The sequence below is a fragment of the Klebsiella sp. P1954 genome (genome assembly GCF_018199955.1).
Lineage (GTDB): Bacteria > Pseudomonadota > Gammaproteobacteria > Enterobacterales > Enterobacteriaceae > Klebsiella > Klebsiella pneumoniae.
In genome coordinates this window covers 4,902,579-4,926,726 of the sequence record NZ_CP073373.1, presented here as the reverse complement: position 1 = coordinate 4,926,726, position 24,148 = coordinate 4,902,579, and the positions used below count along the sequence as shown (strand labels likewise).

Genomic DNA, 24,148 nt, shown 5'->3' with positions numbered 1-24,148 from the left:
TCACTTTACAGCATTTACTGCTCTAGTTGATTACACCAGAATCTTTTCAGCTTTCAGCTCTTACAAGTAATATATTTATTTAACTCTCTCAAAGCTTTTGATTACGCAACATTGAACAGAAAGGGCAATTGCATCCAGGTACTGCCACAGCAGCACAGGTTCCTAAAGTCGTCGTCTGAAACTGCCTGCTATGCTGGCTGTAAAAGTTACTGATGATGCTGTCTTCTGTTGCGCGCAACTGCTTTCCTGAAAGATCTGAACCAGTCGTATCTTTCGCCTGAAATGCCAGAGCCGGAGTCGAAGCCATTGTCAGGGAGAATGCAACTATCTTACTGATTTTCATGTTAACCTCTTGTTAAATATTCCTCTGAAACTACAGTATGAGAAAACGCATAACAACTAGTTATCTTTCGGTATGCGGAATATGAGCCTGGATGTTATAAAATAACATAACACACCCACAAAAAAATGATACTATTGGGTAGTGATGTTCCTCTACAGAAGGCGTTCTGGCTGACTGTAACCAATGCGTACGCGGGCTATAATGGCCAGATATAGCCTGACATCACACACCTTGTCGTATTTTTGCAAGTTTAAACGCTTCAGGCCTGCCCATGTTGGACAGGCTTTTTGTTAATGCCGCTGAACAGGATCTAGTTTATTAGCTTTCTGATCTTCATTTCAGTGGTGAACATCGACTGAAAAATTACTGTGCAGCCGGGAAATGTAACGTAGTAAAAGCAGGAAAATCCTTTGCCGTTTTCCCAAGTAATCTTTCAGGAGAGAAATCACTCAAAAGCGAAGAACGCTTATCGTGGAGAATCTCTTCCGCGCAAAGCCGTCCGATCAACGGCCCCAGAGTCATACCACTGTGCGTCACCATGAGGTAGATTCGTCGCTTACCAGAGATATAACCAAGCCCTGGAAGACCATCTGCCGGTCGGGAACGCTGCCCAACAGCTATACGTTCCAGCTGTGCCATTTCCATATTATTAAATAGCTTCCGTAGCCTTTTGTGCATTTCTTCACCGATATAGCTATCTACCGGTGCCGGATTTGCAGGATTGGCAAAGCTGTCAAGGTCGGGACACTGAAGCAGTAATCGCCCCCCTCCTTCTGGCCGGACATTTAACCCTGGCGTGATTAAATTCGCCTGTAACTGGGTTAACACCGGGCGCGTATAGCCCAGAAAACCACATGCGATTTTATTCGGCTGGTTCGGATCGATCATTGCCAGTTGCTGCCCAAGTAGCGAAGCGAGTTCGGCAGACCATCTTCCCGCCGCAATGACTATACTGTCTCCCTGCCAACGTTCGCCATTGGCAAGGCTTATCTCTGCCCTATTTTTTTCTTCAGTTAACTCTGTCACTTCGCTTTGTGTTTTCAGTTCGGCGTTATGAACATGAAGCTCGGACACCAGCCATGCCATAAAAACGGAAGGTACCAGTAAGCATTCACCTGGAAAATACCAGATATCTCCGGCATGAGATCCCACGCGGATTTCAGGAACTTTGCGCTTAAGTTCATCTGCGGAAAGGTTCTGAACAGGATAGTTCAGTTCCAAAAGACGGCTGACCCGGTCTTGTAACCGTTTTTGCTCTGGCGCACCAGCCGCCCATTCATAAGTCCCAGTCGCTTTTAGCCAATGACCTTCTGTGGTCCGTTCCTGTTGTAGCCGGATATGCTCGTCAATCGCCAGGGCATTGAGATGATGATAACTTTCTGGTGTTTTGCCATTTGAATTAATCCAGGCAAAAGTCGTGCTGCTTGTCCCCGCCCCCACATGGCTACGCTCAAAAACAGTGACTTTTGCTCCCTGTTGCGCCAGGGAGCGGGCCACGGACAGGCCGAGTACGCCTGCACCAATAACTGCTATTTTTTTGACCGACATGCCTTTCCTCCTTTTTATCAGCTTCCTGACGTTGGGCTTTCTTATGGCTTATCGCCAAGTTCATTCAATACGATTTCCATTGAAGGGGCTGATGTAAGCTTATCTTTATATTCAGCCGATATGTCAGGAAGGCTGGTAAACTGACCATCAAGAAAAAGAAAATCTATCTTATTGGCAATATCCTCCAGCGCTTCGATTTCTGTTTTGAGATTTTCCCCCTTTTCCTTATTGCCATCCAGAAGCCAGTCAATGGTGCCGTTTTGTTTGGTTAATCCACCAAGATCAATGACATGACCATCGATATTCTGTGCAAGAATGCGGTTTTCACACAGGAAAAGTAGATAAGGCATACGGTCCTGTTTACTGGTTTCGACCATAACTGCTTCCTCCAGATTATTGGGCTGATACAAACGATTCGTCAGAATTCGCAATAAAGATAAGAATTAAAGTATAGAAATTCTCGCTGATTATGACGTTTACTCTCAGCGGTGCTCCTGCTTAGCGACTAAGGAATTTTGTCAACAGGGAATCAATATTCCCGTTTATGTTGATTAAGCAACTGGGCTACTGTATTGGCAAAATAAGTCAGTATTCCATCCGCCCCGGCGCGTTTGAAGCACATAAGTGATTCAAGCACCGTTTTTTCTTCGTCCAGCCAACCATTTCGGAAAGCGGCCATATGCATCGTATATTCCCCTGAAACCTGATAGGCAAAGACGGGTACTGCAAAAGTTTTCCTGGCTTCCCTGATAATATCCAGGTAAGGCATGCCCGGCTTAACCATCACCATGTCTGCCCCTTCCTGCAAATCCTGGGCAATTTCATGCATAGCTTCCATTGCATTCGCCGGATCCATCTGATAGCTTTTTTTGTCCCGTTTACCCAGTGATACAGCAGATTTCGTCGCCTCGCGAAAAGGACCATAATAGTTCGACGCGTATTTTGCTGAATACGCCATTATCTGGATATTAAGCAGTCCATTCGTTTCAAACGCTTGTCTGATATGACCGATGCGGCCATCCATCATGTCGCTTGGAGCGACAATATCTGCGCCTGCTTCGGCGTGGGTAAGCGCCTGTCTGGTGAGAATTTCTTTTGTCGGCTCATTAAGTACATATCCATTTTCGTCAGTGATGCCGTCCTGACCATGTGTCGTATAGGCGTCAAGAGCAACGTCAGTTATCACCCCGAGTTCAGGAAAAGCCTTTTTCAGCGCCCTTACAGCTCGCGGTACTAAACCGGATGGATCCCACGAAGCGTCTGCCATCAGCGATTTAGCAGAACTGTCTATACACGGAAATAGTGCAATAGCAGGTATACCTGCCTGAACAAATTGCGCGGCATCATGAAGCAACATATCAACCGACAGACGAAATACGCCCGGCATCGACGGCACTTCCTGTCGCAGGTTTTGCCCCTCAATAATGAATACCGGTAAAATCAGGTCATCTACGGTCAGCTGATTTTCAGCGACCAGACGGCGACTGAAAGAATGGGTGCGAGAACGGCGCAGTCGTCGTGCCGGGAAAGAACCAGGAATAATAATACTCACAAGATTTGCCTCTTCTGAATTCTCGGGGAGAAGTTATGCCTGAGCAAAATAAATACGTGGCTAGCGACAGAATTCCAGTGGCAGGCCGTACTTCTGCTGTATGGTGCGCCCATTCCAGATAACGTGGCCATTTACCAGCGTCATATCAACCGCCCCGCCTGACAAAATCCGGCCTTCAAAGGGGGACCACCCGCATTTGTATGCCACATCCTCCCGGATTATCTGTTGATGACTAAACGGATCGATAACCACCAGGTCCGCCCAATAGCCTTCTCTGATATAGCCACGATCTTTGAGCTGGAAGCGCTCGGCTACAGCATGGCTGGTCTTTCTCACCACCATTTCCGGGGTAAAAATCCCCCTGCTGCTCATATCCAGCAGTGCAGGAAGAGCATGCTGCACCAGCGGTAAGCCGGAAGGCGCAGCAAAATAGTCATTCTGCTTTTCCTCCAGCAAATGCGGCGCATGGTCAGTCGCGATAACGTCAATAATGCCTTCATTAACGCCTCTCCGGAGGGCTTCCTGATGAAAAGAGGATTTTACGGATGGATTACATTTGAGCTTATGCCCCAGCATTTCATAATCGTCATAATTAAAAAACAGGTGATGAACGCAGGCTTCAGCTGTAATGGTTTTCTGGCGCAGCGCCTCCAGCGTGGGAGCAGCATCAAAGAGAGCGAGTTCATCTGCGGTGGTGATATGCAGGACATGTAATCGGGTACGATGTTTTTTCGCCAGAGAGACGGCCTGGTGGGAAGATGTCAGGCAGGCGTCCACAGAACGAATAGCGGCATGTTCGCCAGCAGGAATAGCGTCCCCCAAACGAGCCCGCCATGTCTCCTCATTATGCTTTATTGTCGGGGTATGCTCGCAATGTGTTGCTACCAGGCAGGGTGCGTTGGCGAAAATACTTTCCAGGATCTGTTCATCGTCCACCAGCATATTTCCGGTAGAAGCTCCCATAAACACCTTCACCCCACAGGCTTGCGAAGCCGTAAGCGCTTTCAGTTCGTCAAGATTATCGTTCGTCGCGCCGAAGTAAAAACTGTAGTTCGCCAGCGAAGAATGCGAGGCACGTTGAAATTTCTCACGCAGCGCCTGAAGGGTCGTTGTTGGTGGCGTAACGTTAGGCATTTCCATAAAACTGGTAATGCCTCCCATTACAGCGGCAGCTGATTCACTGGCAATGGTTCCCTTATGCGTCAGACCGGGTTCGCGGAAATGAACCTGATCGTCAATCATACCGGGGATCACCCATTTCCCTCGCACATCAATAACCTGCCATTCCGTTCGGGAGGGAATAAGCGAGGCAATTTTCTGGATCCGTCCTTTATCAATGAGGATGTCGGCCGGATAGCGCAAGTCTTCATTGATTATTAATGCATTGGTCAGTAATAAAGGCTTCATGACATCCCGCTCCCGATGCTGTTGCGCTCCAGTATCGATGAGATAAACGCGCCGATTAAATAACGGTTTGCTTCTGCTCGTTTTGCAAAGGGTTGCAATCCCGGCGTTTCAGTGCACGCTGCGACGTCGGAACAGGAAGAAAACAACCATGATTCAAATGACGAATCGAAATGGTTAAAAATAATGCCATCCTCACATTCACAACCATCAACTCGCTCTTTTTCCATGACCGGGAAAAAGCGTTCAAGTTCATCACGTAATGCCACGCTGAAATGACCCAAGCGAGTAGCATGTTCGAAAGTGTAGAGATACGCCTTATGACGAAGAATATCTTCATGGCAACAGAGCACACCATGACTTGCTGCGTTTTTCAGAAGCGTTTCATAGTTGAGCAGTACTTTTCCTTCAATAGAAGGCTCGACTTCTGCACCTTTGGTAAAGCCTCGGTTTGGATTCTGTCCAAGACTATTAAGGCGGCTACCAGTGCGCAGACCAGAGAGGTTTACAAGCGGTAAAAAACTCACGGCTACGTTATCAAACAATTCAGGGGAGCCCTCGCGCAAAAAATCCAGCATCCCCCAACATCCCGCGGGTTCTTCTCCATGAAACCCTGCCGCAATCAGTACGTGAGGAACATCTGCCCCCTGATTAACAGACTGATAGAGTGATATTTCTCCATCACCAGTATTACTAAGAATGATCTCGGAAAGCCCCCATCGCCTGGACTGTTCTCTGAACGCCGTTTTATAAAAATCGATATCGTTGCTTTGGGTATCATCCTCCTTCACCGGCCAGACGTGACGACCGCTCTCGCGTCGGGGGATATCGCTTCTGCTTTGCTTAATCAAGGTGAACCTCCGGTGGCTGGCAACATATTTTGATAGCGTCTGCCGCCTCATTGAGTAACAGCGTCCCCATGCACCTCCCGGTACGATCGCGCACCGTGACACGCGCCGCATTCTCCTCCGCATCGCCAACGATCAGCAGGAAAGGAATGCGGGCCAGAGTCTGTTCACGGATTTTAAATCCAATTTTTTCATTGCGGAGGTCGGCCTCACAACGCAGCCCTTTCTTGCGAAGCGCCTTCAAAACCTGCTCCGCATAGTGATGCTGCTTGTCGGTAATCGTCATGACCACGGCCTGAACCGGCGACAGCCAGGCGGGCAGTTTACCGACGTAATGTTCAAGAAGGATACCGGTGAACCGCTCAAGGGAGCCGAAGAGCGCCCTGTGCAACATCACCGGGCGTTTTGTCGAGCCATCCTCGGCAATATAGCCAATATCAAATCGCTCAGGCAGATTCATATCCACCTGTAGCGTTCCGCACTGCCAGTCACGACCAATCGCGTCGCGTAACACAAACTCCAGTTTAGGGCCATAGAAGGCACCTTCACCGGGATTTACCGACCATTGTAATCCCTGCGCTTCCAGAGAGGCTGAGAGCGCGTTTTCCAGCCTATCCCAGTCTGCGTCGCTTCCCATCCGCTTTTCAGGACGAGTGGATAACTTGATTGCGACCTCTTCAAATCCAAATTGCTTATAAATATCAAGCACCAACTGAAGGATACTTTTACATTCCCCCTCGACCTGTTGCAGCGTGCAAAAGATATGCGCGTCATCCTGAGTAAAATGGCGGACCCGTAATAAGCCATGCAGCGATCCAGAGGGTTCATAACGATGGACTTTACCAAATTCAGACAGGCGAACGGGTAAATCGCGGTAACTCTTGATCCCGTATTTAAACAGCGATACCGCCCCAGGACAGTTCATCGGCTTGAGAGCGAAATTCCGGCCATCCTCGGTTTGTGTCGTAAACATATGATCACGATAATTATCCCAGTGACCGGAAATTTCCCACAGGCTGCGGTCCATGACATCAGGCGTATTGACCTCAACGTAACCCGCCACCTCATGGCGGCTACGCATATAGGCAATAAGCGACTGAAAGATTGTCCACCCCCTGGGATGCCAGAAAACCGCGCCTGGCGCATTGTCCTGAAAATGAAACAAATCCAGCTCCCGACCCAGCTTGCGATGATCACGTTTCTCCGCTTCTGCCGTTTTCTCAAGCCAGCCATCAAGCTGTTTTTTGCTGGCCCATGCCGTGCCATAAATCCGCTGTAGCTGTACATTGTTGGCTTCACCACGCCAGTAAGCACCGGATACGTTAAGCAACTTCATATTTTTTAGAAAACGAAGATCCGGAACCAATGGGCCATTAAAGCCGTCCGTGAACTGCCTGAGATGGCATAGTGTCACCGACTTATCTGCCAGTATTTCCATCAACTCCGTTGATTTGAATTTCTCGCCCCGCTGCTCAAAACAGTCAATAGCCTGTGCCCGCGTGACCTGCTCTTTAATAATCGGCGGGTTTTCAGCGATCAGACTTGTCATGTGCTGCTCAATCATCCCCAGGTCATCGCGAGTAAAAGGTTTATCTACCGCGAAATCGTAATAAAACCCTTCCTTAGTCAGTTGCCCTTCAACCATCCTGGCCGAGGGAAACAGCTGTTTTACAGACGCTGCGAGAAGGAGAAGACAACCTCGGCGAATCGGGCCCAACGCTTCTTCATCAAAAACTGTAATGATATTGAGCTTTCCACTGTTCTTTGCTTTCTCAAGCAGATCCACACATTTACCATCAATTTCCGCGTACACAGCGCTTTTCGAGACGGAAGAACCGATGCTTTCTGCAACGTTCTGCAAAGTTGCCCCTTTTCTGACGTGCTTCAGAGAGCCATCAGGAAGAGTAAAAGTGAGAGGTTCTGACTCTGTTATAGGCGCTTCTGACATTTTCATATCCCAACATAGCTCAGTGATTAACAGCAACTATGTTGCATTAATGCACATTTTAACGCAACCATGTTGCATTAAAGGTGGCATGTCTGAGATATCAGCGCTTGCATAAGCCATGAAATACTGTGCCATCAGCTCTTAAATGATAAAGATAATTTTTCTCATTTAAATATAGCCTGTGCTATGTTGCATAGTATAAGCTATGTTATAACATTACTAATTATTAACAAACAGTGATTTCATCAGGAGATAACCATGCTTCAACTAAAGACGGTAAAGATAATCCTGTTAAGCACCTTTATCACAGGACTGACAGCTATTCATGGCGCTTATGCTGCTGAAAAGTTTAAGGTCATCACGACATTCACGGTAATTGCTGACATGGCACAGAACGTGGCAGGGGACGCCGCCGAAGTCAGTTCGATTACCCGGCCTGGCGCAGAAATCCATGAATATCAGCCTACAACCGGAGATATAAAGCGTGCTCAGGGGGCACAGCTAATCCTTTCAAATGGCTTCAACCTCGAACTCTGGTTTCAAAAATTTTATCAACGATTGAAAAACGTACCGGATGTGGTGGTCACTACAGGTATCACTCCAATAAGCATTACCGAGGGTCCGTATGATGGAAAACCAAATCCTCATGCCTGGATGTCGCCTGATAATGCACTGATTTATGTAGATAATATTCGTGATGCGCTGGTGAAATACGATCAGGGAAATGCTGAAACTTACAAAGCCAATGCGGACGCCTATAAACAAAAGATCCGTCAGACGCTTGAACCGCTGCGTAAACAAATAGAAACCCTCCCTGCCGAACAGCGCTGGCTGGTATCGAGCGAAGGCGCATTTTCTTATCTGGCACGCGATCTGGGACTGAAAGAACTCTATCTATGGCCGATTAATGCCGATCAACAGGGAACCCCGCAACAGGTTCGTAACGTAATCGATAAAGTCCGGCAGAATAAAATTCCGGCGGTATTTAGCGAAAGTACCGTTTCCAATAAACCAGCCCGTCAGGTCGCACGCGAAACAGGTGCACATTATGGGGGCGTACTTTATGTGGATTCCCTGAGCGCAGCAAATGGCCCGGTTCCCACCTACCTTGATCTGCTGAACGTCACTACCCGGACAGTGGTACAGGGTTTGCACAGCGGAATGAAGGAGTAAAAGATGAGCCAGGCGGCAGGCATCACAGTAGCGGGCTTAACTGTTGTTTATCGTAACGGCCATAAGGCATTACAGAATGCATCATTCAGCGTCCCTAAAGGTTCGAACGCGGCCCTGCTGGGGGTAAATGGTTCCGGAAAATCCACACTATTCAGGGCAATGATGGGATTCGTATCCCCTTCATGCGGAACGATTTCACTTCTCGGGATGCCTCCTGCACAGGCGCTTCGCCGCAATATTATTGCCTATGTACCTCAGTCCGAGGAAATTGACTGGTCGTTCCCGGTATTGGTGGAAGATGTCGTCATGATGGGCCGGTATGGCCATATGGGTATGCTGCGTAGAGCGGGTAAAGAAGATCGCAGGATCGTTAATGATGCGCTTGAGCGTGTAGATATGCTTCCTTACCGCCACCGGCAGATTGGTGAATTATCCGGAGGGCAAAAGAAGCGGGTGTTCCTCGCGCGTTCTATTGCACAACGGGGCAAAGTAATCCTTCTTGATGAGCCTTTTACCGGTGTGGATGTCAATACCGAAAAGAAAATCATCACGCTGCTTGGCGAACTGAAAGAAGAAGGCAGCACCCTGGTGGTTTCAACGCATAACCTTACCTCCGTATCCGAATATTGTGATTATACCGTTCTGGTGAAAGGCACCGTGCTGGCAAGCGGTCCTGTCGCCACGACATTTACGCCGGAAAATATAAAAAAGACGTTTAGTGCAAACATTGAGAGTGAGTCAGATATATTGCCAGTTCAGGGAGGATCAACACAGCCAAATTATCAACCTTCCGCTGAATATGAAGATAAAGGCAGGTCATCATGAGCTGGCTTCTGGAGCCTTTTGGTTATCAATACATGCTCAATGCCATGTGGATTTCGGCAATGGTCGGAGGAATATGTGCTTTTTTATCCTGTTATCTGATGTTGAAGGGTTGGTCACTAATTGGCGATGCGCTGTCCCATTCTATCGTACCCGGAGTAGCTGGCGCTTTTATGCTGGGACTGCCCTTCTCGGTGGGTGCGTTTGTTTCTGGCGGGCTGGCAGCAGGCAGCATGTTCCTTCTTAATCAACGTACCCGTCTAAAAGAAGATGTCATCATTGGTTTGATCTTTTCATCCTTTTTCGCGCTTGGATTATTTATCATCTCGCTGAATCCTGTTTCGGTAAATATACAATCAATCATTCTGGGAAATATCCTGGCGGTTCCGCCAGAAGATATTCTTCAGCTTACCGTCATTGGCATTATTTCGGTTATTACGTTGTTATTAAAATGGAGAGATTTATTACTGACCTTTTTCGATGAAAATCATGCGCGGGCGGTAGGATTACATCCGGAAAGGCTTAAGATATTATTTTTCCTTCTGTTAACCCTCTCCACCGTTTCGGCATTACAGACCGTAGGCGCGTTCATGGTGATCTGCCTTGTGGTAACGCCTGGCGCAACGGCCTGGCTGCTTACTGATCGCTTCCCCCGCCTGGTCTGTATTGCGGTGACCATAGGCAGTGTCACCAGCTTTCTGGGTGCGTGGGCAAGTTATTACCTTGATGGCGTAACGGGTGGCATTATCGTGGTCGCTCAGACCCTCATTTTCTTGCTGGTGTTCATTTTCGCCCCGGTACATGGCTTACTGGCGAACCGCCGATCGGTTTCTCAGTCAAAAGGACCGCGTAAATGCTGAATATGCTCATTGAACCTTTCCGCTTTGACTTCATCAATTATGCCCTGATAATCGCGCTGCTGGTCTCTGTTCCCTGCGCCCTGCTGTCTGTTTTTCTCGTGCTGAAAGGTTGGGCTCTGATGGGGGATGCCATGAGCCATGCCGTGTTTCCCGGGGTTGTACTGGCCTGGATTGTAGGGTTGCCATTAGGCACCGGAGCTTTTGTGGCTGGATTATCCTGTGCTTTACTTACCGGATATATTAAAGATAACAGCCGCATAAAGCAGGATACGCTGCTGGGTATCATTTTTTCGGGTATGTTCGCCTCCGGACTGATTTTGTATGTCTCAGTCCGTCCGGATGTTCCGCTTGAACATATCCTCTTTGGCGACATGCTTGGTATAAACGCCACCGACATACTCCAGACGGGCACCATTGCCTTATTTATACTGCTGATTACCGGAATTAAATGGCGTGATTTCCTGCTTTACTGTTTTGATATTCAGCAGGCCAGGGTCAGTGGACTACGGACGGGATGGCTCTATTACGGATTACTGAGCATGATTTCGCTTACTGTTGTCGCCACGCTAAAGTCCGTGGGGATTATTTTATCCGTCTCTTTGCTTATCGCGCCCGGTGCTATTGCAGTTCTTTTGACGCAACGATTTAGCAACGCATTATTCATCGCTGTGGCTTTATCGGCTCTGGTATCAACGACCGGCGTTTACCTCTCTTATTTCATTGATAGTGCGCCTGCGCCAACGGTTGTTTTGCTTTTTGCCCTGATATTTATAGTTATTTTTATATACTCAAGCTTTAAATATAATGAGAAATATCTCTGAGGAAGTTGATATTTTATGAAAAAAGCAATTATCTTTCTCCTTTCATTTTATAGCTGCGTGGGATTCGCTGAGCCTCAGCAGGCACGAAGCGACTATTCTATTGAAGAAAGTCAGGCGAAAGTTAACAAAATCCTTCATACCACTTCGTTGTACAGAAATGGCCTCAGCTATAATGAACGCGTTGCTGAGATATCCTCCCGTTTCCTCGGAACGCCTTACCAGGCGCATACACTGATTGGATCATCTTCGATGCAAGAGAGGCTGGTCACTAATCCCAGTACCGTGGATTGTTTTACTTTTCTTGATTATGTTCGCTCCATGGCGCACGCCAGTAGCTGGCAAACTTATGTATCTGAACTTGTTAAGACTCGTTATACAAACGGAATGATTGATTTTACTGGCAGAAAACATTTTTTCACGGACTGGGCGGTCATATCTCCGCGAAATGCACAAGATGTTACTCAGGACATCAGTCCGTATACTATTACTGTCAACAAACAGCTAAACCAAAAGAATAAAAAACAAGAATATGTTAAGGGTCTCGGCATTATCTCACGACGGATAAGTTACATACCGGCTTCTGCAATAGATAAAGAGGTAATAAATAAACTGCAAACAGGTGATTATGTGGGTATTTATTCAACAAAAAGAGGTCTGGATGTTTCACATGTTGGGATCATTATCAAAGACCACAATAACATCTGGTTCAGAAATGCATCGTCATTAGCGAAAAATAGAAAGGTAGTTGACTCACCTTTTATTAGATACATGGCTACAAAACCGGGTATTGTAGTTTTACGAGACAAAACAGATCAATACCCCTGAAAAGTAGAATAGTGTGTCAGGCAATAGCGCCTTTCCCCACTCCCTCAAAGGCATGGACTTCTATTTTCGCTGCGGGTAAACCGTGCTCAATTGACTGCCTGATAAATAAAGCCAGTGACTCAACCGTGGTATCACACGGCAGAATATCTACTACCTCAGAACAAAGCATGATTTCAAAGTATCCCTGAGAACTCCGCCAGGAAGAACATGTCAGCCCCTTATGCCAGTATGCAACGGCACGCGGTGAAAGTGTTGTCACTGTAACGACATCTTCCCGGCTTAATAGATAAGCGTTATTCCATCGCGTTGCCCACTTCTGTTCCCACATATGGCTTCGCTCACCATCCACAAAAATTCTGATCGCAGAGCGATGCCCATGCGCTATTCTCTGGCAATTTCCGCGGTGTTTTTTCAGTCCATGCGAATAGTGATAACTGTCCCCATTAATACTTTCCGGCCGTAACGTTATCGTTATGTCTTTTACTCCTTGCGGCAAACACGCCAGTAAATGTTTTTCTATTTGGGATTCAAGGCAACGGGAATTAATATTATCTGTTTGGACCAGCCAGAAACTCTCCTGCGGCCCGGAAATAAAACACTGGGTCTCCCCATTCTTACGCAGCATGGCGACTTCCGTCGTAGTGCCTGCATGACTAACAATAATATGACTATTTTGTTCCGGCACAATCAGGACATGATCGGCCAGTTTATCAATTTCATGTTTGATACTTTTTTTAGCATGTGAGAAATCCATTACCATTGACTCAGCATTCAGATCTCCCTCAAGAATAATATCAACAATAAGGCTATCGCCAATCAACCCGGATTCCGCATCAAGGAAACTAAAATCCATGACCGTCAGATCATTAATAAAAAGTTTCACCGCTACCTCTTTAATAAAACAGAAAAGCCTCTTCCGCAAAAGGAAAGAAGAGGTAAGTATCATTTTGCTACATTAATAACAAATCGTTAATAATACGGTGTTACGTTAACGGCACTAGCCGAGCCATACTCAGAATTCATTGCGTAACTTCTGATAACCTTCGACCAGTTTAACGTTGGTACTGGCCACTTCTTCTGAAAATTGTAAAGAAGCGGGGTCTACCCTCGAATAACTTTTAAGATCGGAATCAGGCCCCACGCGTTCCGTTGATGGAATATAGGTATTCTCAGGCAAGGTAACGCCATCCACAACTGCATTATAGCGAATAACACAACCAGTCTGAATATGACAGTTAAACAACACGCTGTTGAATCCAATAAATACCCGCTCGTCAACCTGACAGGGGCCATGCACTATTGCACGGTGGGCAATAGACGTTCCGCTTCCTATTGTCACTGGCGCGCCGCTTTTTGAGTGAATAACCACCCCGTCCTGAATATTAGAGTGGGAATGGATAATGATAGGATCCATATCCCCGTCTGCATTTAGCTCGTCAGCCCGGATAACCGCATAAGGTCCGACGTAAACATAATCATGAATAATGACACGTCCACAAATTACCGCGGTGGGATCGATATAGGCCTTTGTTGACACCACTGGGGTATGACCTGATGGGTTTTTACGTAACATTTTTACTTCCTTTCCAGTGAATACGGGCAACGGCATTATGAGGATGCAGGCTTTCCTGATGCTCAACCCTGATATCAAATGCTTCACAAAAGGGTGCACAACGAAAAACGTTATTGAGCCGACGGGCAGCATCTTCGCAAAACATCAGATTCTGACCGTTAGCCACCGCAAAAGCCTGTTCGTCGCTCCGCTTGACAACCGTTTGCACGGCTGTCCCGAGAGCAACTTCAGCATAATCAATCAGTTCAATCACAGGCAGTGATTTTGCTTCAGGATTAAGACGGATACTCACCCATGCCCAGCTTCGCTGGCTGTGCGGGGTTGCCGGCATTCCTTTCTCAACAAGCCAGTCGGCTATTTCTGCTGCCGGGAGCCTGTCGATCCTGTTACCAAAGTCTTTGCTAAACTGCAAACCCGCGACGTGGCGGCTAAGTGCAGCGGAAGCCGGGCAGGTGGACGAATAAGGGATACCCACTTTGAGGGTAACCGTAAAAGATTGCCTGAGTTCGGCGCTCAGAGTCAGAGGATAAGCTTTCCAGCCGGAGTGATTAGAATTTAACGACTTACGCGACAGTAACAAATCCCCTGAAATCTCAATACTGGCTTCATCACTACGTCCCTGATGAGATACCAGAAATGCTTTCAACACATGTTGCAATAATGCCGGTGTGATTTCCCCTTGTGTCAGTTCGTCCAGAAGAAGATAAAGACGAGACATATGGATCCCCTTTTCAGCTTCAGGTGAACTGAGAAGGTTTATGCCAGCATTGACCTTTGCTGATACCGGCCTGCCTGCGATGTCTATCGGCAGGTCAATTTGTTCCATGCCAACCCAGGATAATGACTCGCCCTCACCGTCACCCTTAGTGGACTGAATATCCGGTAGCATTCCGGGGCATAAGGTTTGTTTGGCTGCAATACTCATATATATCTGCCTGATCTGATATTTACTCTCATCCCTACCCTGCCCCCTGCCTGAGCCACCGCTTTATTTCTTTCGGTACTGAATCTCAACTTTTTCCTCCTTTGTTTTGGCTTCAATACTTAATTCTGCGGTGGGCCTGAGTAGCAGGCGTTGCAGACCGATAGGTTCGCCTGTATCCCGGCAGAAGCCATATTCTCCTTTTTCAAGCCGCATAAGCGCTGCATCATATTTCGGCAACAGGCGGCTTTCTCTGTCTATCTGTCTGAACAGCAGACGTAACTGCTCTTCACGAATGGCGATGTCACCTTCGTCACCCGTTTCTGGATTATCCTGCAGTTGTTGCTTCATCTGGTCTATATGATCAAGCACCTCCTGCCTTTCGTGGCGGATAAGCCGCCGGAAGTAGTCCTGTTGCACAGGATTCATGTAATCTTCTGGCAGCATCGCCAGGATTTTTTCTCGTTCAGCGCGGGTAGGTTTAGTCATGTCCTGTACCGATAAAATTGCGTAATGAAACGTTATAACATAACATTAACTGCCGCTGCAAAATAACCTGTTAAGCCAGCCGGGCCACTTTCGTGGGCCAGGGATCGTGGAAAATCCCCCCCTGCTGCCACCAGAGAATTTCCTCTTCAGTGAGTAAACACTGGCGCAATGCGAGGGCAAAATCGTCAATTTCGCCGCTCTCGCCAATAACAGTCAGGCGGCAGCGCCGGTCACCAAATCTGCCAGGCATTTTTGCCAGTTGCTGACGGATAGCTGCGCGTTCTTCCTTTGTCAATGAATTATCAGTGTGAGTCAGGACCCCGGCTTTCCAGTAGCTTATGAATTCGAGATTGATGCTCCCTGCTGCCTGGTTCCACAATAATGCCAGGTCATCCCTTCCCGGTAGCCAGAAAAACCCCTTGCTGCGGTAAACGCCTGCGCCCATGAAGCAATGGCAGGTATCCCACAGCCGCTGCGGATGAAATGGACGGTCATCCTCAATGACCCTCCACGAAATATCGTATTTTTTATCGGTTTCATCCGGCAAAACTGCGTCAATGGCATCCTGAAGCTCATCGATAAGTAACGCCACCCGATGAAAATCGTAATCCGGCATGGAAAGCAATTCATCCAGCTGTAAATTTCCCCAGGGCACGGCCATAATTGCAACCTGGGGATTAAGGGGATGTATGGCTCTGGCTACCTCAGTAACCACATAGAAGGGTAACCGGTCGTTTTTGGTTAATAAGAGCTTATTACAGAACATAATCTGTTCTGCCAGCAGGCTTTCCACTCCCCGGGTTCCTTTATTGAGGTGCTCCTGGAAAACCGGAATAAGCTTCTTTCCACCGTCGTAGTCATCATTAAGCATGACCGTATCAACAAGAGACAAAAATGCTTTGAGACTTACCTGGGTATGTTCTCGCAGATAGCGGACCAGGGGAAGAGGATGGCTGCTACCTGAGGTTTCCAGTAAAATAAAATCCGCAGACCGTTTTTCGAGCAGGTTTTTCAGCGCGGAATCCAGCTTCTGGATCCCGCTTCTGCTGCTGATACTGTCTGCTGAAATACTCACAAAATTGTTACTGGCTGCATCAACGATTTCTGTGTTTGCTATCAGGACGCCATCCACATCAAGTTCACTCATGTCATTAACGATGACGGATACAGTCATTCGCCGTTTGTGTGCCTGTGTAAGAAGGTTTTTTAGCAGAGTAGTTTTCCCTGCCCCCAGAAAACCATTAAGGATAATGAGCGGTGTTCTTTTCATAGCATCCAGCCTTATGCCGCTAAACGTTAATGCAATCAAGTTGCAATAATACCGGCTTCCTGCCAAAATTCAAATGACATGACTCGGAGGGGGAAATATGACAACACCAGTAGCCAAAACGTATGACTGGAAGCAAACGTTGCGCACACATGGTTTGCGGGCAACGCCATCCACCCTTGCTACACTGCAGTGCCTTGAACATGCCAGCCAGGCCATGAGCCATGACGATTTAACTCAGCAACTGGGCGAGCAGGCTCCCGATCGTGTGACCCTTTACCGAATACTGGAACGGCTAATGCAGGTCAGTATTGTCCAGCGTTATACCGACTCGGCAAGAACTCAGCGTTTCGCTCTGACCCAACGGGCTGCCGTAGGACTTTTTGAATGCGATAACTGCCATCATGTTATTCCTATTGAGCAGGATCCAGCCCTGGAAGCGGCCATTGAATTGGTAAAATCACATCTCACTGGACATGGTATGACCGAACGGGAAATTACCCTTTCCAGTCATGGTATCTGTCCGGACTGTAATCGTACTATCACCAAATAATTTTTTTCTTATTCCGGACGACTGTTAATTAGCGCCAGGCGTGTTCGTGTGCTGCTATCTAAAAATAATGAGGTAAACGTAATGATTAAACTAACAAACACGCTTGGTATGCAAAAGGAGCTATTAGTTCCGGTTAAAGAGAGCAAAATCGGCATGTATGTATGCGGCGTGACGGTTTATGACCTTTGCCATCTTGGGCACGCCAGAACCTTTGTAGCTTTTGATATGATTGTCCGCTATCTGCGTTTTCGCGGATACGATGTGACTTTCGTGCGTAACATTACTGATATAGATGATAAAATTATTCAGCGCGCCCGTGATACGGGAGAGGACTGGCGCAGCCTGACAGAGCGGATGGTGCATGAAATGCACATTGATTTTGCAAAGTTAGGCATCCTGCCGCCAAACATCGAACCTCGTCCCACAGAGCACATCCCACAAATCATCAGTATGATCGAACGACTTCTGCATCGACAATTTGCTTACATTGCAGAGAATGGTGACGTCATGTTCTCCACTGCATCGGCAAAAGGCTATGGAAAGCTTTCGGGACAGGATATTACCATGCTTCGTGCCGGGACCCGCATCGAAGTGAATGAGTATAAACGCGATCCGCTGGATTTTGTTCTCTGGAAGCGGGCAAAACCCGGCGAGCCCGTCTGGCCATCACCCTGGGGTGAAGGGAGACCTGGCTGGCATATTGAATGTTCCGCAATGAACTGCCATTACCTTGGTACCCATTTCGACATTCATGGCGGTGGTTCTGACCTGATATTTCCCCATCATGAAAATGAGATTGCCCAATCCACCTCCGCCAATGATGGCCCTTACGTAAATTACTGGCTTCACACCGGCATGGTGACGGTGAATAAAGAGAAGATGTCGAAATCGCTGAATAACTTTTTACCCTGCGCGATATTCTGAATCGGTTCGATGCCCAGAGTGTGCGCTTCTTCCTGCTAAGCGCACATTATCGTAAGCCGCTGAATTATAGCGAGGAGAATATTCACCTCGCGCGCGCCTCGCTGACACGGCTCTACACCGCATGCCAGTTCGCTGACGGGTCTCGATCTGAACAGCACGATGCATGGCGGGCCAGATTCTGTGAGGCAATGGATGATGATTTCAATACACCCCAGGCGCTTGCCATTTTATTTGAACTGACAAGAGAGATTAACAGGCTTTGCGGAACGAATGATGATGAAGCCGCAGCACTTGCCACCACGCTGAAAGACCTGGGGAATGTGCTGGGTTTGCTTGAACAATCAGCGGATGCCTTTTTGAAAAACCGCAGTGATCTTCATCCTGCAGAACTGCAACTTATTGAAAAGTTAATTCACCAACGCAGTGAGGCACGACGTATGGGCAAATGGGACAAGGCCGATCGTTTAAGAAATGAATTAGCGGAGCAAGGCATTGATCTTGAAGATGTCGGCGAAAATACCTCATGGCGTATCCGATAAGTTGTCCCTCTGGATGTAAAAAATTTCAATATCAATTGTTATGTTATAACGTAATGCAAAGGGTAATTTTATGAACCAACCACGCGAAGTCGTTATTGTCGGTGCGGGTCCGGCCGGGGTGGGTATGGCGGCGCTTCTTCGTCGTAGTGCCATACAGGATATCCTGGTCGTTGACAGTCACGAAGTAGGTGCCTCCTTTATGCGCTGGCCGGAAGAAACCCGTTTTATTACTCCTTCTTTTTTTTCCAATCCGTTTGGACAACCAGACCTGAACTCTGTGACCCCTGACAGTTCATTGGCGCTTTTCTGCGGTGAAGAACATCCTGGGGGGAAAACTTATGCCAGTTACCTTAAGGTCGTACTGGATGAGTATCAGATACCCGTCATGGCTCCCGCCAGGATTGCAAAGGTTGCGTTGCTCAGTTCCGGTAATTTTATACTGACAACAGAAGCAGGAGAGAAGCTGGAAACACGCTCTTTAATATGGGCTACAGGCGAATTCCAGTTCCCAGACCGGCAGATTTTTCCTGGAGCAGATATTTGTTGCCATTACGGTGATGTGACCAGCTGGAAGGATTTCAGGAAAGGTGAATACATTGTTATAGGCGGCTATGAAAGCGCGGTGGATGCCGCTGTAAACCTGCTGGAAAATGGCTCATCGGTAAAAATGTTAACCCGCTCAGCCCCCTGGTCAACTAACCACATCAGCGATCCCAGTCTATCGCTTTCCCCTTATACCCGTGAGCGTTTGAACAGAGTGATGAATCACCGTCTTTTCGAAATTTATGAAGATGCGGATGTCTGTGAAGTAATCAGAATGCCCGGCCCGGGAAGTTCGTACAAAGTCCATACCACAAACGGACGCGCCTGGGCTACTGACGAGGTGCCTGTGCTTGCTACCGGCTTCCAGTGTGGCGGGGGAGCAAGGCAACTGGCTGCTTTTTTTGAATGGAATGATGATGGCTATCCGGTCTTAACGGACGAAGACTGCTCAACCCTTTTTCCTGGTTTGTACCTTGTCGGCCCTCATGTGCGGCATGCCGGTAATATTTATTGCTTTATCTATAAGTTCCGTCAGCGCTTTCCCGTCGTGGCAGAAAGTATCACGCGTCATCTGGGCCTGTCCTCTGAAGGAGTACGGGACTGGTGGGTTCTGCCTTCAGAGCCTGACTGCTGTGCCGATGAGGACTGTGCGTGCTGAGGTCCGTGTTTATGCAATCATTCGTTTTAATGGGATTAGAAAGTGCAGGAAAATCTACCCTGTTTAATATCCTGACGGAAAGTGCTGCCAGTGATGAGCGTAATTTCAGGGGATCGACCGTTGTATGTCGGGAAGGTCTCATTAATGATGCAGGGATCTGCCTGGTTGATACGCCAGGCATACGTTTTCAGAGCGACAGTGAAACCACAAAACTCGCCCTTGATGCGCTAAATCAGCATGATGGCATTCTGGTGGTTCTGCGGGCCACGCACGCTCAGCAGGAGTGGCAAACGCTCTGTCACCTCATACCGCCACAGGCAAAACACGTTGTTATACTCCTGACCTTTGCTGATAAGATCAGAAAGGGCCTTCTGGAAGTGACTGAATACCTGAGTGAAACATCAGGTGCGCCGGTACTGGCAGTCAATGCCCGGGAAGCTGGCAGCAATGTTCGCCAGGGAATAGTGCAGTTGCTGTTGCAGGATAAACCTGCACCCTCCGCTGTCTCTTTACCCCGTCAAAAGATACCGGTAATTAATCTGCTGGCTGAATTTCCTCAACAAACGATATTTGAACATCGTTGGTGTGGAAAAGTTGCTGCAATAGTATGCCTTTTCCTGCTGTTTGCCGTTCCGGTATGGGGGGCATGGCTGCTGTCAGATTTTATTCAGCCTGTCATTGACAGTGCGGTTATTCAGCCGCTTAAGAATATAACGACGAGCTGGCCCGACGTTCTGAAGACACTATTTGTCGGCAATTACGGTCTTTTTAGTCTGGGACTTTATTCGTTTGTATGGGCATTTCCTGTGGTGGTACTGATAGGGTTGTCTCTTTCGCTGACTGACGACAGTGGACTTAAGGAAAGAATTACAGCGACGCTGGATCCCTGGTTGAGAAAACTCGGCCTCAGCGGTCAGGACCTTATTCCTGTATTAAGCGGTTTCGGCTGTAATGTCGTGGCGGTTTTTCAGAGCCGTTCGTGTTCGCGATGCACCCGGCATGCTTGTATAAGTATGATTAGCTTTGGGTCCGCTTGCAGCTATCAGACGGGGGCGACGCTTTCTCTTTTTAATGCCGCCCATCAACCATGGCTCTTTATCCCCTATCTCAGTCTGCTGTTTTTCACAGGCGCAATACATACGCGCCTCTGGAACGGGTCGTTGAAGCCTGGCCAAAACCAGCGTCTGACAGAGCTCACCTGGCTACAATGGCCACGCTGGCGAAATGTGACATGGATGCTGAAAAATATCCTCCGTCAGTTCATTACGCAAGCCATGCCGTTATTCCTGATTATCTGCATTGTTGCGGGGATGCTTGATTACGCAGGGATCACTCGCTGGCTGAGTGAAACGACGGCACCTTTACTTCATCTTTTTAAACTGCCAGCAGAACTGATGCCCGGGATCATTTTTTCACTGCTAAGGAAAGATGGTTTGATGGTGCTCAATCAGGATGGCGGCAGCTTAATACAGTCTCTCAGCACATCTCAGTTACTGCTACTTGTATGGCTCGCCTCTACGTTGATGGCCTGCCTTGTCACGGTATTTACCATCGCCCGGGAAATAAACTGGCGGTTTGCAGCAGCAGTGGCGGGAAAACAGGTATTAAGTTCTCTGGTGGTGGCTCTGGTGATATCCCAGTTATTTATTCATGAGGCATAAGTATGATCCCCAAGACTTACCAGCAATGGTACCGGTGCATCACAGAAGAATGTGGAATTCCCTTGACGCAGGCATTTATTGCATCCCGTCTGGCAGTCCTTGAGTCCCAAGATCATCAGGAAACCAGACGTTTTGTCTCGCTATATGGGCAACCACATCTGAATAGTGTTGTACAGTGGTTCAAAAAAGCTGGGGAAGAATTGTTGTAAATCTGCCCCCTTTTCGCTTTCATACGAAGGCACCCGACAAATGCGGGTGCCTTCGATTCATTCTTCGAACCAGGGCTCAACAGGATCGGAATAATGCCGCCACTTTTGAGGCCCTTCTGCCATTTCTGCATCCGTTAACAGGGCGGAATCCAGTCTGTTGCGCAGTTCTGATTCATTCATATCCATTCCAATAAAAACGAGTTCCTGACGGGCATCACCAATGCCATCTATCCAGTTAGACATGATGAACTTCAGTGACTCAGCATCCTCTGGCCAACGTCCTTTCGGCACACTAGCCCACCACATGCCCCCCAGCCCCTGGCGCGCAATGCCACCTGCCTGCGACCATGAACCTGCGAATTCCGGACGGCTGGCCAGCCAGAAGTAACCTTTTGATCTGACGACTCCATCCAGCTCATTTTCCATCACCTGCCAGAAACGGGTCGGATGAAAAGGCCGGCGGGCGCGAAAGACAAAGCTGGTGATCCCATATTCTTCTGTCTCCGGCGTATGTTCGCCCCGGAGTTCTTTAAGCCAGCCGGGTGCCTGAGCGGCCTGCTCGAAATCAAACAGCCCGGTATTAAGTATGTTGCCCAGCGGAACCTGTCCAAACTGTGAAACAACGATTCTGGCCCGTGGATTAAGCGAACGTAAAATCGCCATCAGTTTTTCTTTTTGCGCTTCACTGATAAGGTCAACTTTATTAAGGACCAGCACATCACAGAATTCAATCTGATCGATCAGCAAGTCAACAACGCTCCTTTCATCACCTTCACCTAACGATTCTCCGCGTGACTGAATGCTGTCTTCCGAACCGTAGTCTTTCAGAAAATTGTACGCATCCACCACAGTGACAGTAATAATGCCGATGTCAGTCTTTACCACCACTTAGTTTGCCGTTTAACCAGATTGGTGTGATTACTGATGCAGTGAAGACCTTCCCGCATCCTGACTCACACAGCGATCGACCTTTTGTGTCCTGCCCTGGACCCGTCGGTTGCCGGAAGCGCCTTCATGCGAGGCATCTCCTCACCGATGCGCGTGACTCAAGAAGGGCCTGACGGCTTGTCTCGTTACTGTCCTGTCCGGGTTATCTGTCTGGAGATTCAACTCTGTTTCCTCACAGGAGCTCTGTCATGGTTGATAAAGTTACCGAAGCTGCCGTTGTGGGTGGCGTGGATACACATAAAGATTTGCACGTTGCCGCTGTCGTAGATCAGAACAATAAAGTCCTTGGGACTCAGTATTTCTCCACAACACGACAAGGTTACCGGCAGATGCTGGCATGGATGACCTCGTTTGGGACATTAAAGCGAATTGGTGTTGAGTGCACAGGTACCTATGGTTCCGGTTTGCTTCGTTATTTTCAGAACGCCGGGTTAGAAGTTCTTGAGGTGACTGCTCCAGACCGGATGGAGCGACGCAAACGGGGTAAAAGTGACACAATTGATGCTGAATGTGCCGCTCATGCAGCATTCTCAGGCATCAGGACAGTTACTCCCAAAACGCGTGATGGCATGATTGAGTCCCTGCGGGTATTAAAAACTTGCCGAAAAACAGCAATATCAGCCCGCAGAGTCGCTCTCCAGATTATCCATTCAAATATTATCTCTGCCCCGGATGAATTACGTGAACAGCTCAGAAATATGACGCGCATGCAGCTCATCAGGACCCTGGGTTCCTGGAGACCTGATGCCAGTGAATACCGCAATGTAACCAACGTTTATCGCATTTCATTAAAGTCCCTTGCCCGACGCTATCTCGAGTTACATGACGAAATCGCTGATCTGGATGTCATGATTGCGGCAATTGTCGACGAGTTGGCACCTGAACTGATTAAACGTAATGCTATCGGATACGAAAGCGCTTCACAGTTGCTGATCACTGCCGGAGACAATCCTCAACGGTTAAGATCAGAATCAGGATTTGCGGCACTGTGTGGTGTCAGCCCGGTCCCCGTTTCTTCTGGAAAAACGAACCGTTACCGACTTAATCGTGGTGGAGATCGTGCTGCAAATAGTGCACTTCACATCATCGCCATCGGACGCTTACGAACTGACGCAAAAACAAAGGAATATGTCGCCAGGCGTGTAGCCGAAGGACATACAAAAATGGAAGCGATACGCTGTCTAAAGCGATATATCTCCCGCGAAGTTTACACGTTACTGCGCAATCAAAACAGGCGGATCAACAGTATCCCGATAACAGCTTGACTCTTAGAAGGGCGTCCATGGTGTCAAGGCGGGCCACCGTCGAAAGGCTTTCACCGTCATCGCCCGCAAAGGTAAATGTTTCAGCAACAGGCAGAGGCTCAGATATACCGGTGGACTCAATGACAAGCTGATCAAAACGCCCTTCTTTTGCCAGACGATTAACTTCGAGAAGAAGATCTTCGCGCAATGTGCAGCAAATGCAACCGTTGCTCATTTCTACCAGTTTTTCATCAGTCCGGGAGAGTTCTGCACCACCTTCCCTCACAAGGGCAGCATCAATATTCACCTCAGACATATCATTAACAATGACAGCAACACGACGGCCTTCCCGGTTGTTCAGAATATGGTTAAGCAGTGTCGTTTTCCCTGCTCCCAAAAATCCCGAAAGTACGGTAACCGGCAGGCGTTTATCGCCATGAAAATTTGCACTGACTTCGGACATTACCTTACATC

At 48.0% G+C, this 24,148-nt stretch carries 21 protein-coding genes and 3 pseudogenes; 10 read left to right on the top strand and 14 right to left on the bottom strand.

Annotation, left to right across the window (positions count from 1 at the left end):
- Positions 1-88: 88 nt before the first annotated feature.
- The 7 genes from KB890_RS23595 to thrS form a co-directional block, all read right to left on the bottom strand.
- Positions 89-343 (bottom strand): hypothetical protein, encoded by a 255-nt coding sequence (locus KB890_RS23595; protein ID WP_001419900.1) that lies wholly within the window; start codon positions 341-343, stop codon positions 89-91.
- Positions 344-706: 363 nt separating this feature from the next.
- Positions 707-1,891 carry an NAD(P)/FAD-dependent oxidoreductase gene (locus KB890_RS23590; RefSeq protein ID WP_004175377.1) on the bottom strand — a complete coding sequence of 395 codons (1,185 nt, stop codon included), beginning with the start codon at positions 1,889-1,891 and terminating at the stop codon, positions 707-709.
- A gap of 41 nt (positions 1,892-1,932) precedes the next feature.
- On the bottom strand, positions 1,933-2,268 hold the full coding sequence (locus KB890_RS23585; protein WP_004141207.1) for a hypothetical protein: 336 nt from the start codon (positions 2,266-2,268) through the stop codon (positions 1,933-1,935).
- Positions 2,269-2,420: 152 nt separating this feature from the next.
- Entirely contained in the window at positions 2,421-3,443 is a 1,023-nt protein-coding gene (hemB, locus tag KB890_RS23580) for a porphobilinogen synthase (RefSeq protein WP_040167317.1), read from the bottom strand.
- Positions 3,444-3,503: 60 nt separating this feature from the next.
- Positions 3,504-4,850, bottom strand: a complete 1,347-nt coding sequence (locus tag KB890_RS23575) for a dihydroorotase (protein WP_040167315.1) — start codon at positions 4,848-4,850, stop codon at positions 3,504-3,506.
- Positions 4,847-5,698, bottom strand: a complete 852-nt coding sequence (locus tag KB890_RS23570; RefSeq protein ID WP_000595497.1) for a M14 family metallopeptidase — start codon at positions 5,696-5,698, stop codon at positions 4,847-4,849. The genes KB890_RS23575 and KB890_RS23570 overlap by 4 nt, the downstream gene beginning before the upstream one ends.
- The gene (thrS, locus tag KB890_RS23565) at positions 5,691-7,649 is read right to left on the bottom strand and encodes a threonine--tRNA ligase (RefSeq protein WP_053091880.1); all 1,959 of its coding nucleotides are present in this window, start codon (positions 7,647-7,649) and stop codon (positions 5,691-5,693) included. The genes KB890_RS23570 and thrS overlap by 8 nt, the downstream gene beginning before the upstream one ends.
- A gap of 252 nt (positions 7,650-7,901) precedes the next feature.
- Between thrS and KB890_RS23560 the strand changes: the two genes are divergently transcribed.
- From KB890_RS23560 to KB890_RS23540, 5 genes are read left to right on the top strand one after another with little or no spacing between them, the layout of a single operon-like run.
- The gene (locus KB890_RS23560; protein WP_000939730.1) at positions 7,902-8,816 is read left to right on the top strand and encodes a metal ABC transporter substrate-binding protein; all 915 of its coding nucleotides are present in this window, start codon (positions 7,902-7,904) and stop codon (positions 8,814-8,816) included.
- 3 nt (positions 8,817-8,819) lie between these two features.
- Positions 8,820-9,641: a manganese/iron ABC transporter ATP-binding protein gene (locus tag KB890_RS23555; RefSeq protein ID WP_000075719.1), complete on the top strand. Its 822-nt coding sequence runs from the start codon at positions 8,820-8,822 to the stop codon at positions 9,639-9,641.
- Positions 9,638-10,498 (top strand): iron/manganese ABC transporter permease subunit SitC, encoded by an 861-nt coding sequence (sitC, locus tag KB890_RS23550; protein WP_040167306.1) that lies wholly within the window; start codon positions 9,638-9,640, stop codon positions 10,496-10,498. The genes KB890_RS23555 and sitC overlap by 4 nt, the downstream gene beginning before the upstream one ends.
- A complete protein-coding gene (locus KB890_RS23545; RefSeq protein ID WP_021575195.1) occupies positions 10,492-11,319 on the top strand; it encodes a metal ABC transporter permease in 828 nt (275 codons plus the stop codon). The genes sitC and KB890_RS23545 overlap by 7 nt, the downstream gene beginning before the upstream one ends.
- Positions 11,320-11,334: 15 nt before the next feature.
- Positions 11,335-12,144, top strand: a complete 810-nt coding sequence (locus KB890_RS23540) for a DUF1460 domain-containing protein (protein ID WP_000709111.1) — start codon at positions 11,335-11,337, stop codon at positions 12,142-12,144.
- A 16-nt stretch (positions 12,145-12,160) separates the two neighbouring features.
- On the opposite strand, the gene KB890_RS23535 is transcribed toward KB890_RS23540, so the two are convergent.
- The 5 genes from KB890_RS23535 to KB890_RS23515 form a co-directional block, all read right to left on the bottom strand.
- Positions 12,161-13,027 (bottom strand): tunnelling fold family protein, encoded by an 867-nt coding sequence (locus tag KB890_RS23535; RefSeq protein ID WP_151393778.1) that lies wholly within the window; start codon positions 13,025-13,027, stop codon positions 12,161-12,163.
- Positions 13,028-13,156: 129 nt separating this feature from the next.
- On the bottom strand, positions 13,157-13,717 hold the full coding sequence (locus tag KB890_RS23530; protein WP_000944851.1) for an LbetaH domain-containing protein: 561 nt from the start codon (positions 13,715-13,717) through the stop codon (positions 13,157-13,159).
- On the bottom strand, positions 13,707-14,642 hold the full coding sequence (gene folE2 / locus KB890_RS23525; RefSeq protein ID WP_000020322.1) for a GTP cyclohydrolase FolE2: 936 nt from the start codon (positions 14,640-14,642) through the stop codon (positions 13,707-13,709). The genes KB890_RS23530 and folE2 overlap by 11 nt, the downstream gene beginning before the upstream one ends.
- Before the next feature lie 63 nt (positions 14,643-14,705).
- Positions 14,706-15,128, bottom strand: a complete 423-nt coding sequence (dksA, locus tag KB890_RS23520) for an RNA polymerase-binding protein DksA (RefSeq protein WP_000165782.1) — start codon at positions 15,126-15,128, stop codon at positions 14,706-14,708.
- Between the two features lie 70 nt (positions 15,129-15,198).
- Positions 15,199-16,398, bottom strand: a complete 1,200-nt coding sequence (locus KB890_RS23515) for a CobW family GTP-binding protein (protein WP_040198874.1) — start codon at positions 16,396-16,398, stop codon at positions 15,199-15,201.
- 97 nt (positions 16,399-16,495) lie between these two features.
- Here KB890_RS23515 and KB890_RS23510 point away from each other — a divergent pair, with 97 nt between their 5' ends.
- The 4 genes and pseudogenes from KB890_RS23510 (at position 16,496) to KB890_RS23495 (ending at position 21,273) form a co-directional block, all read left to right on the top strand.
- Positions 16,496-16,948 carry a Fur family transcriptional regulator gene (locus KB890_RS23510; protein WP_000211298.1) on the top strand — a complete coding sequence of 151 codons (453 nt, stop codon included), beginning with the start codon at positions 16,496-16,498 and terminating at the stop codon, positions 16,946-16,948.
- A gap of 81 nt (positions 16,949-17,029) precedes the next feature.
- Positions 17,030-18,411: pseudogene (gene cysS / locus KB890_RS23505) on the top strand (cysteine--tRNA ligase).
- 70 nt (positions 18,412-18,481) lie between these two features.
- Entirely contained in the window at positions 18,482-19,612 is a 1,131-nt protein-coding gene (locus KB890_RS23500; protein WP_004141234.1) for an NAD(P)/FAD-dependent oxidoreductase, read from the top strand.
- 11 nt (positions 19,613-19,623) lie between these two features.
- Positions 19,624-21,273, top strand: a complete 1,650-nt coding sequence (locus tag KB890_RS23495) for a nucleoside recognition domain-containing protein (protein ID WP_001190536.1) — start codon at positions 19,624-19,626, stop codon at positions 21,271-21,273.
- Between the two features lie 266 nt (positions 21,274-21,539).
- Here the strand turns inward: KB890_RS23495 and KB890_RS23490 are convergent.
- A pseudogene (locus KB890_RS23490) lies at positions 21,540-22,337 on the bottom strand (GTP-binding protein); the annotation flags it as partial.
- A 281-nt stretch (positions 22,338-22,618) separates the two neighbouring features.
- Between KB890_RS23490 and KB890_RS23485 the strand changes: the two are divergent.
- The gene (locus KB890_RS23485) at positions 22,619-23,695 is read left to right on the top strand and encodes an IS110 family RNA-guided transposase (RefSeq protein WP_000227969.1); all 1,077 of its coding nucleotides are present in this window, start codon (positions 22,619-22,621) and stop codon (positions 23,693-23,695) included.
- Here KB890_RS23485 and KB890_RS23480 read toward each other — a convergent pair.
- A pseudogene (locus KB890_RS23480) lies at positions 23,676-24,137 on the bottom strand (GTP-binding protein); the annotation flags it as partial. The gene KB890_RS23485 and the pseudogene KB890_RS23480 overlap by 20 nt on opposite strands.
- Between the last annotated feature and the right edge of the window lie 11 nt (positions 24,138-24,148).

Excerpts from the sequence above, each read along its gene's own strand:
- KB890_RS23495 (WP_001190536.1), top strand. The coding sequence starts at position 19,624 with ATGCAATCATTCGTTTTAATGGGATTAGAAAGTGCAGGAAAATCTACC.
- folE2 (WP_000020322.1), bottom strand. The coding sequence starts at position 14,642 with ATGAGTATTGCAGCCAAACAAACCTTATGCCCCGGAATGCTACCGGAT.
- KB890_RS23530 (WP_000944851.1), bottom strand. The coding sequence starts at position 13,717 with ATGTTACGTAAAAACCCATCAGGTCATACCCCAGTGGTGTCAACAAAG.
- KB890_RS23500 (WP_004141234.1), top strand. The coding sequence starts at position 18,482 with ATGAACCAACCACGCGAAGTCGTTATTGTCGGTGCGGGTCCGGCCGGG.
- dksA (WP_000165782.1), bottom strand. The coding sequence starts at position 15,128 with ATGACTAAACCTACCCGCGCTGAACGAGAAAAAATCCTGGCGATGCTG.
- KB890_RS23590 (WP_004175377.1), bottom strand. The coding sequence starts at position 1,891 with ATGTCGGTCAAAAAAATAGCAGTTATTGGTGCAGGCGTACTCGGCCTG.
- KB890_RS23515 (WP_040198874.1), bottom strand. The coding sequence starts at position 16,398 with ATGAAAAGAACACCGCTCATTATCCTTAATGGTTTTCTGGGGGCAGGG.
- KB890_RS23510 (WP_000211298.1), top strand. The coding sequence starts at position 16,496 with ATGACAACACCAGTAGCCAAAACGTATGACTGGAAGCAAACGTTGCGC.
- KB890_RS23555 (WP_000075719.1), top strand. The coding sequence starts at position 8,820 with ATGAGCCAGGCGGCAGGCATCACAGTAGCGGGCTTAACTGTTGTTTAT.
- KB890_RS23585 (WP_004141207.1), bottom strand. The coding sequence starts at position 2,268 with ATGGTCGAAACCAGTAAACAGGACCGTATGCCTTATCTACTTTTCCTG.
- KB890_RS23485 (WP_000227969.1), top strand. The coding sequence starts at position 22,619 with ATGGTTGATAAAGTTACCGAAGCTGCCGTTGTGGGTGGCGTGGATACA.
- KB890_RS23595 (WP_001419900.1), bottom strand. The coding sequence starts at position 343 with ATGAAAATCAGTAAGATAGTTGCATTCTCCCTGACAATGGCTTCGACT.
- sitC (WP_040167306.1), top strand. The coding sequence starts at position 9,638 with ATGAGCTGGCTTCTGGAGCCTTTTGGTTATCAATACATGCTCAATGCC.
- KB890_RS23545 (WP_021575195.1), top strand. The coding sequence starts at position 10,492 with ATGCTGAATATGCTCATTGAACCTTTCCGCTTTGACTTCATCAATTAT.
- KB890_RS23560 (WP_000939730.1), top strand. The coding sequence starts at position 7,902 with ATGCTTCAACTAAAGACGGTAAAGATAATCCTGTTAAGCACCTTTATC.
- thrS (WP_053091880.1), bottom strand. The coding sequence starts at position 7,649 with ATGAAAATGTCAGAAGCGCCTATAACAGAGTCAGAACCTCTCACTTTT.
- KB890_RS23540 (WP_000709111.1), top strand. The coding sequence starts at position 11,335 with ATGAAAAAAGCAATTATCTTTCTCCTTTCATTTTATAGCTGCGTGGGA.
- KB890_RS23575 (WP_040167315.1), bottom strand. The coding sequence starts at position 4,850 with ATGAAGCCTTTATTACTGACCAATGCATTAATAATCAATGAAGACTTG.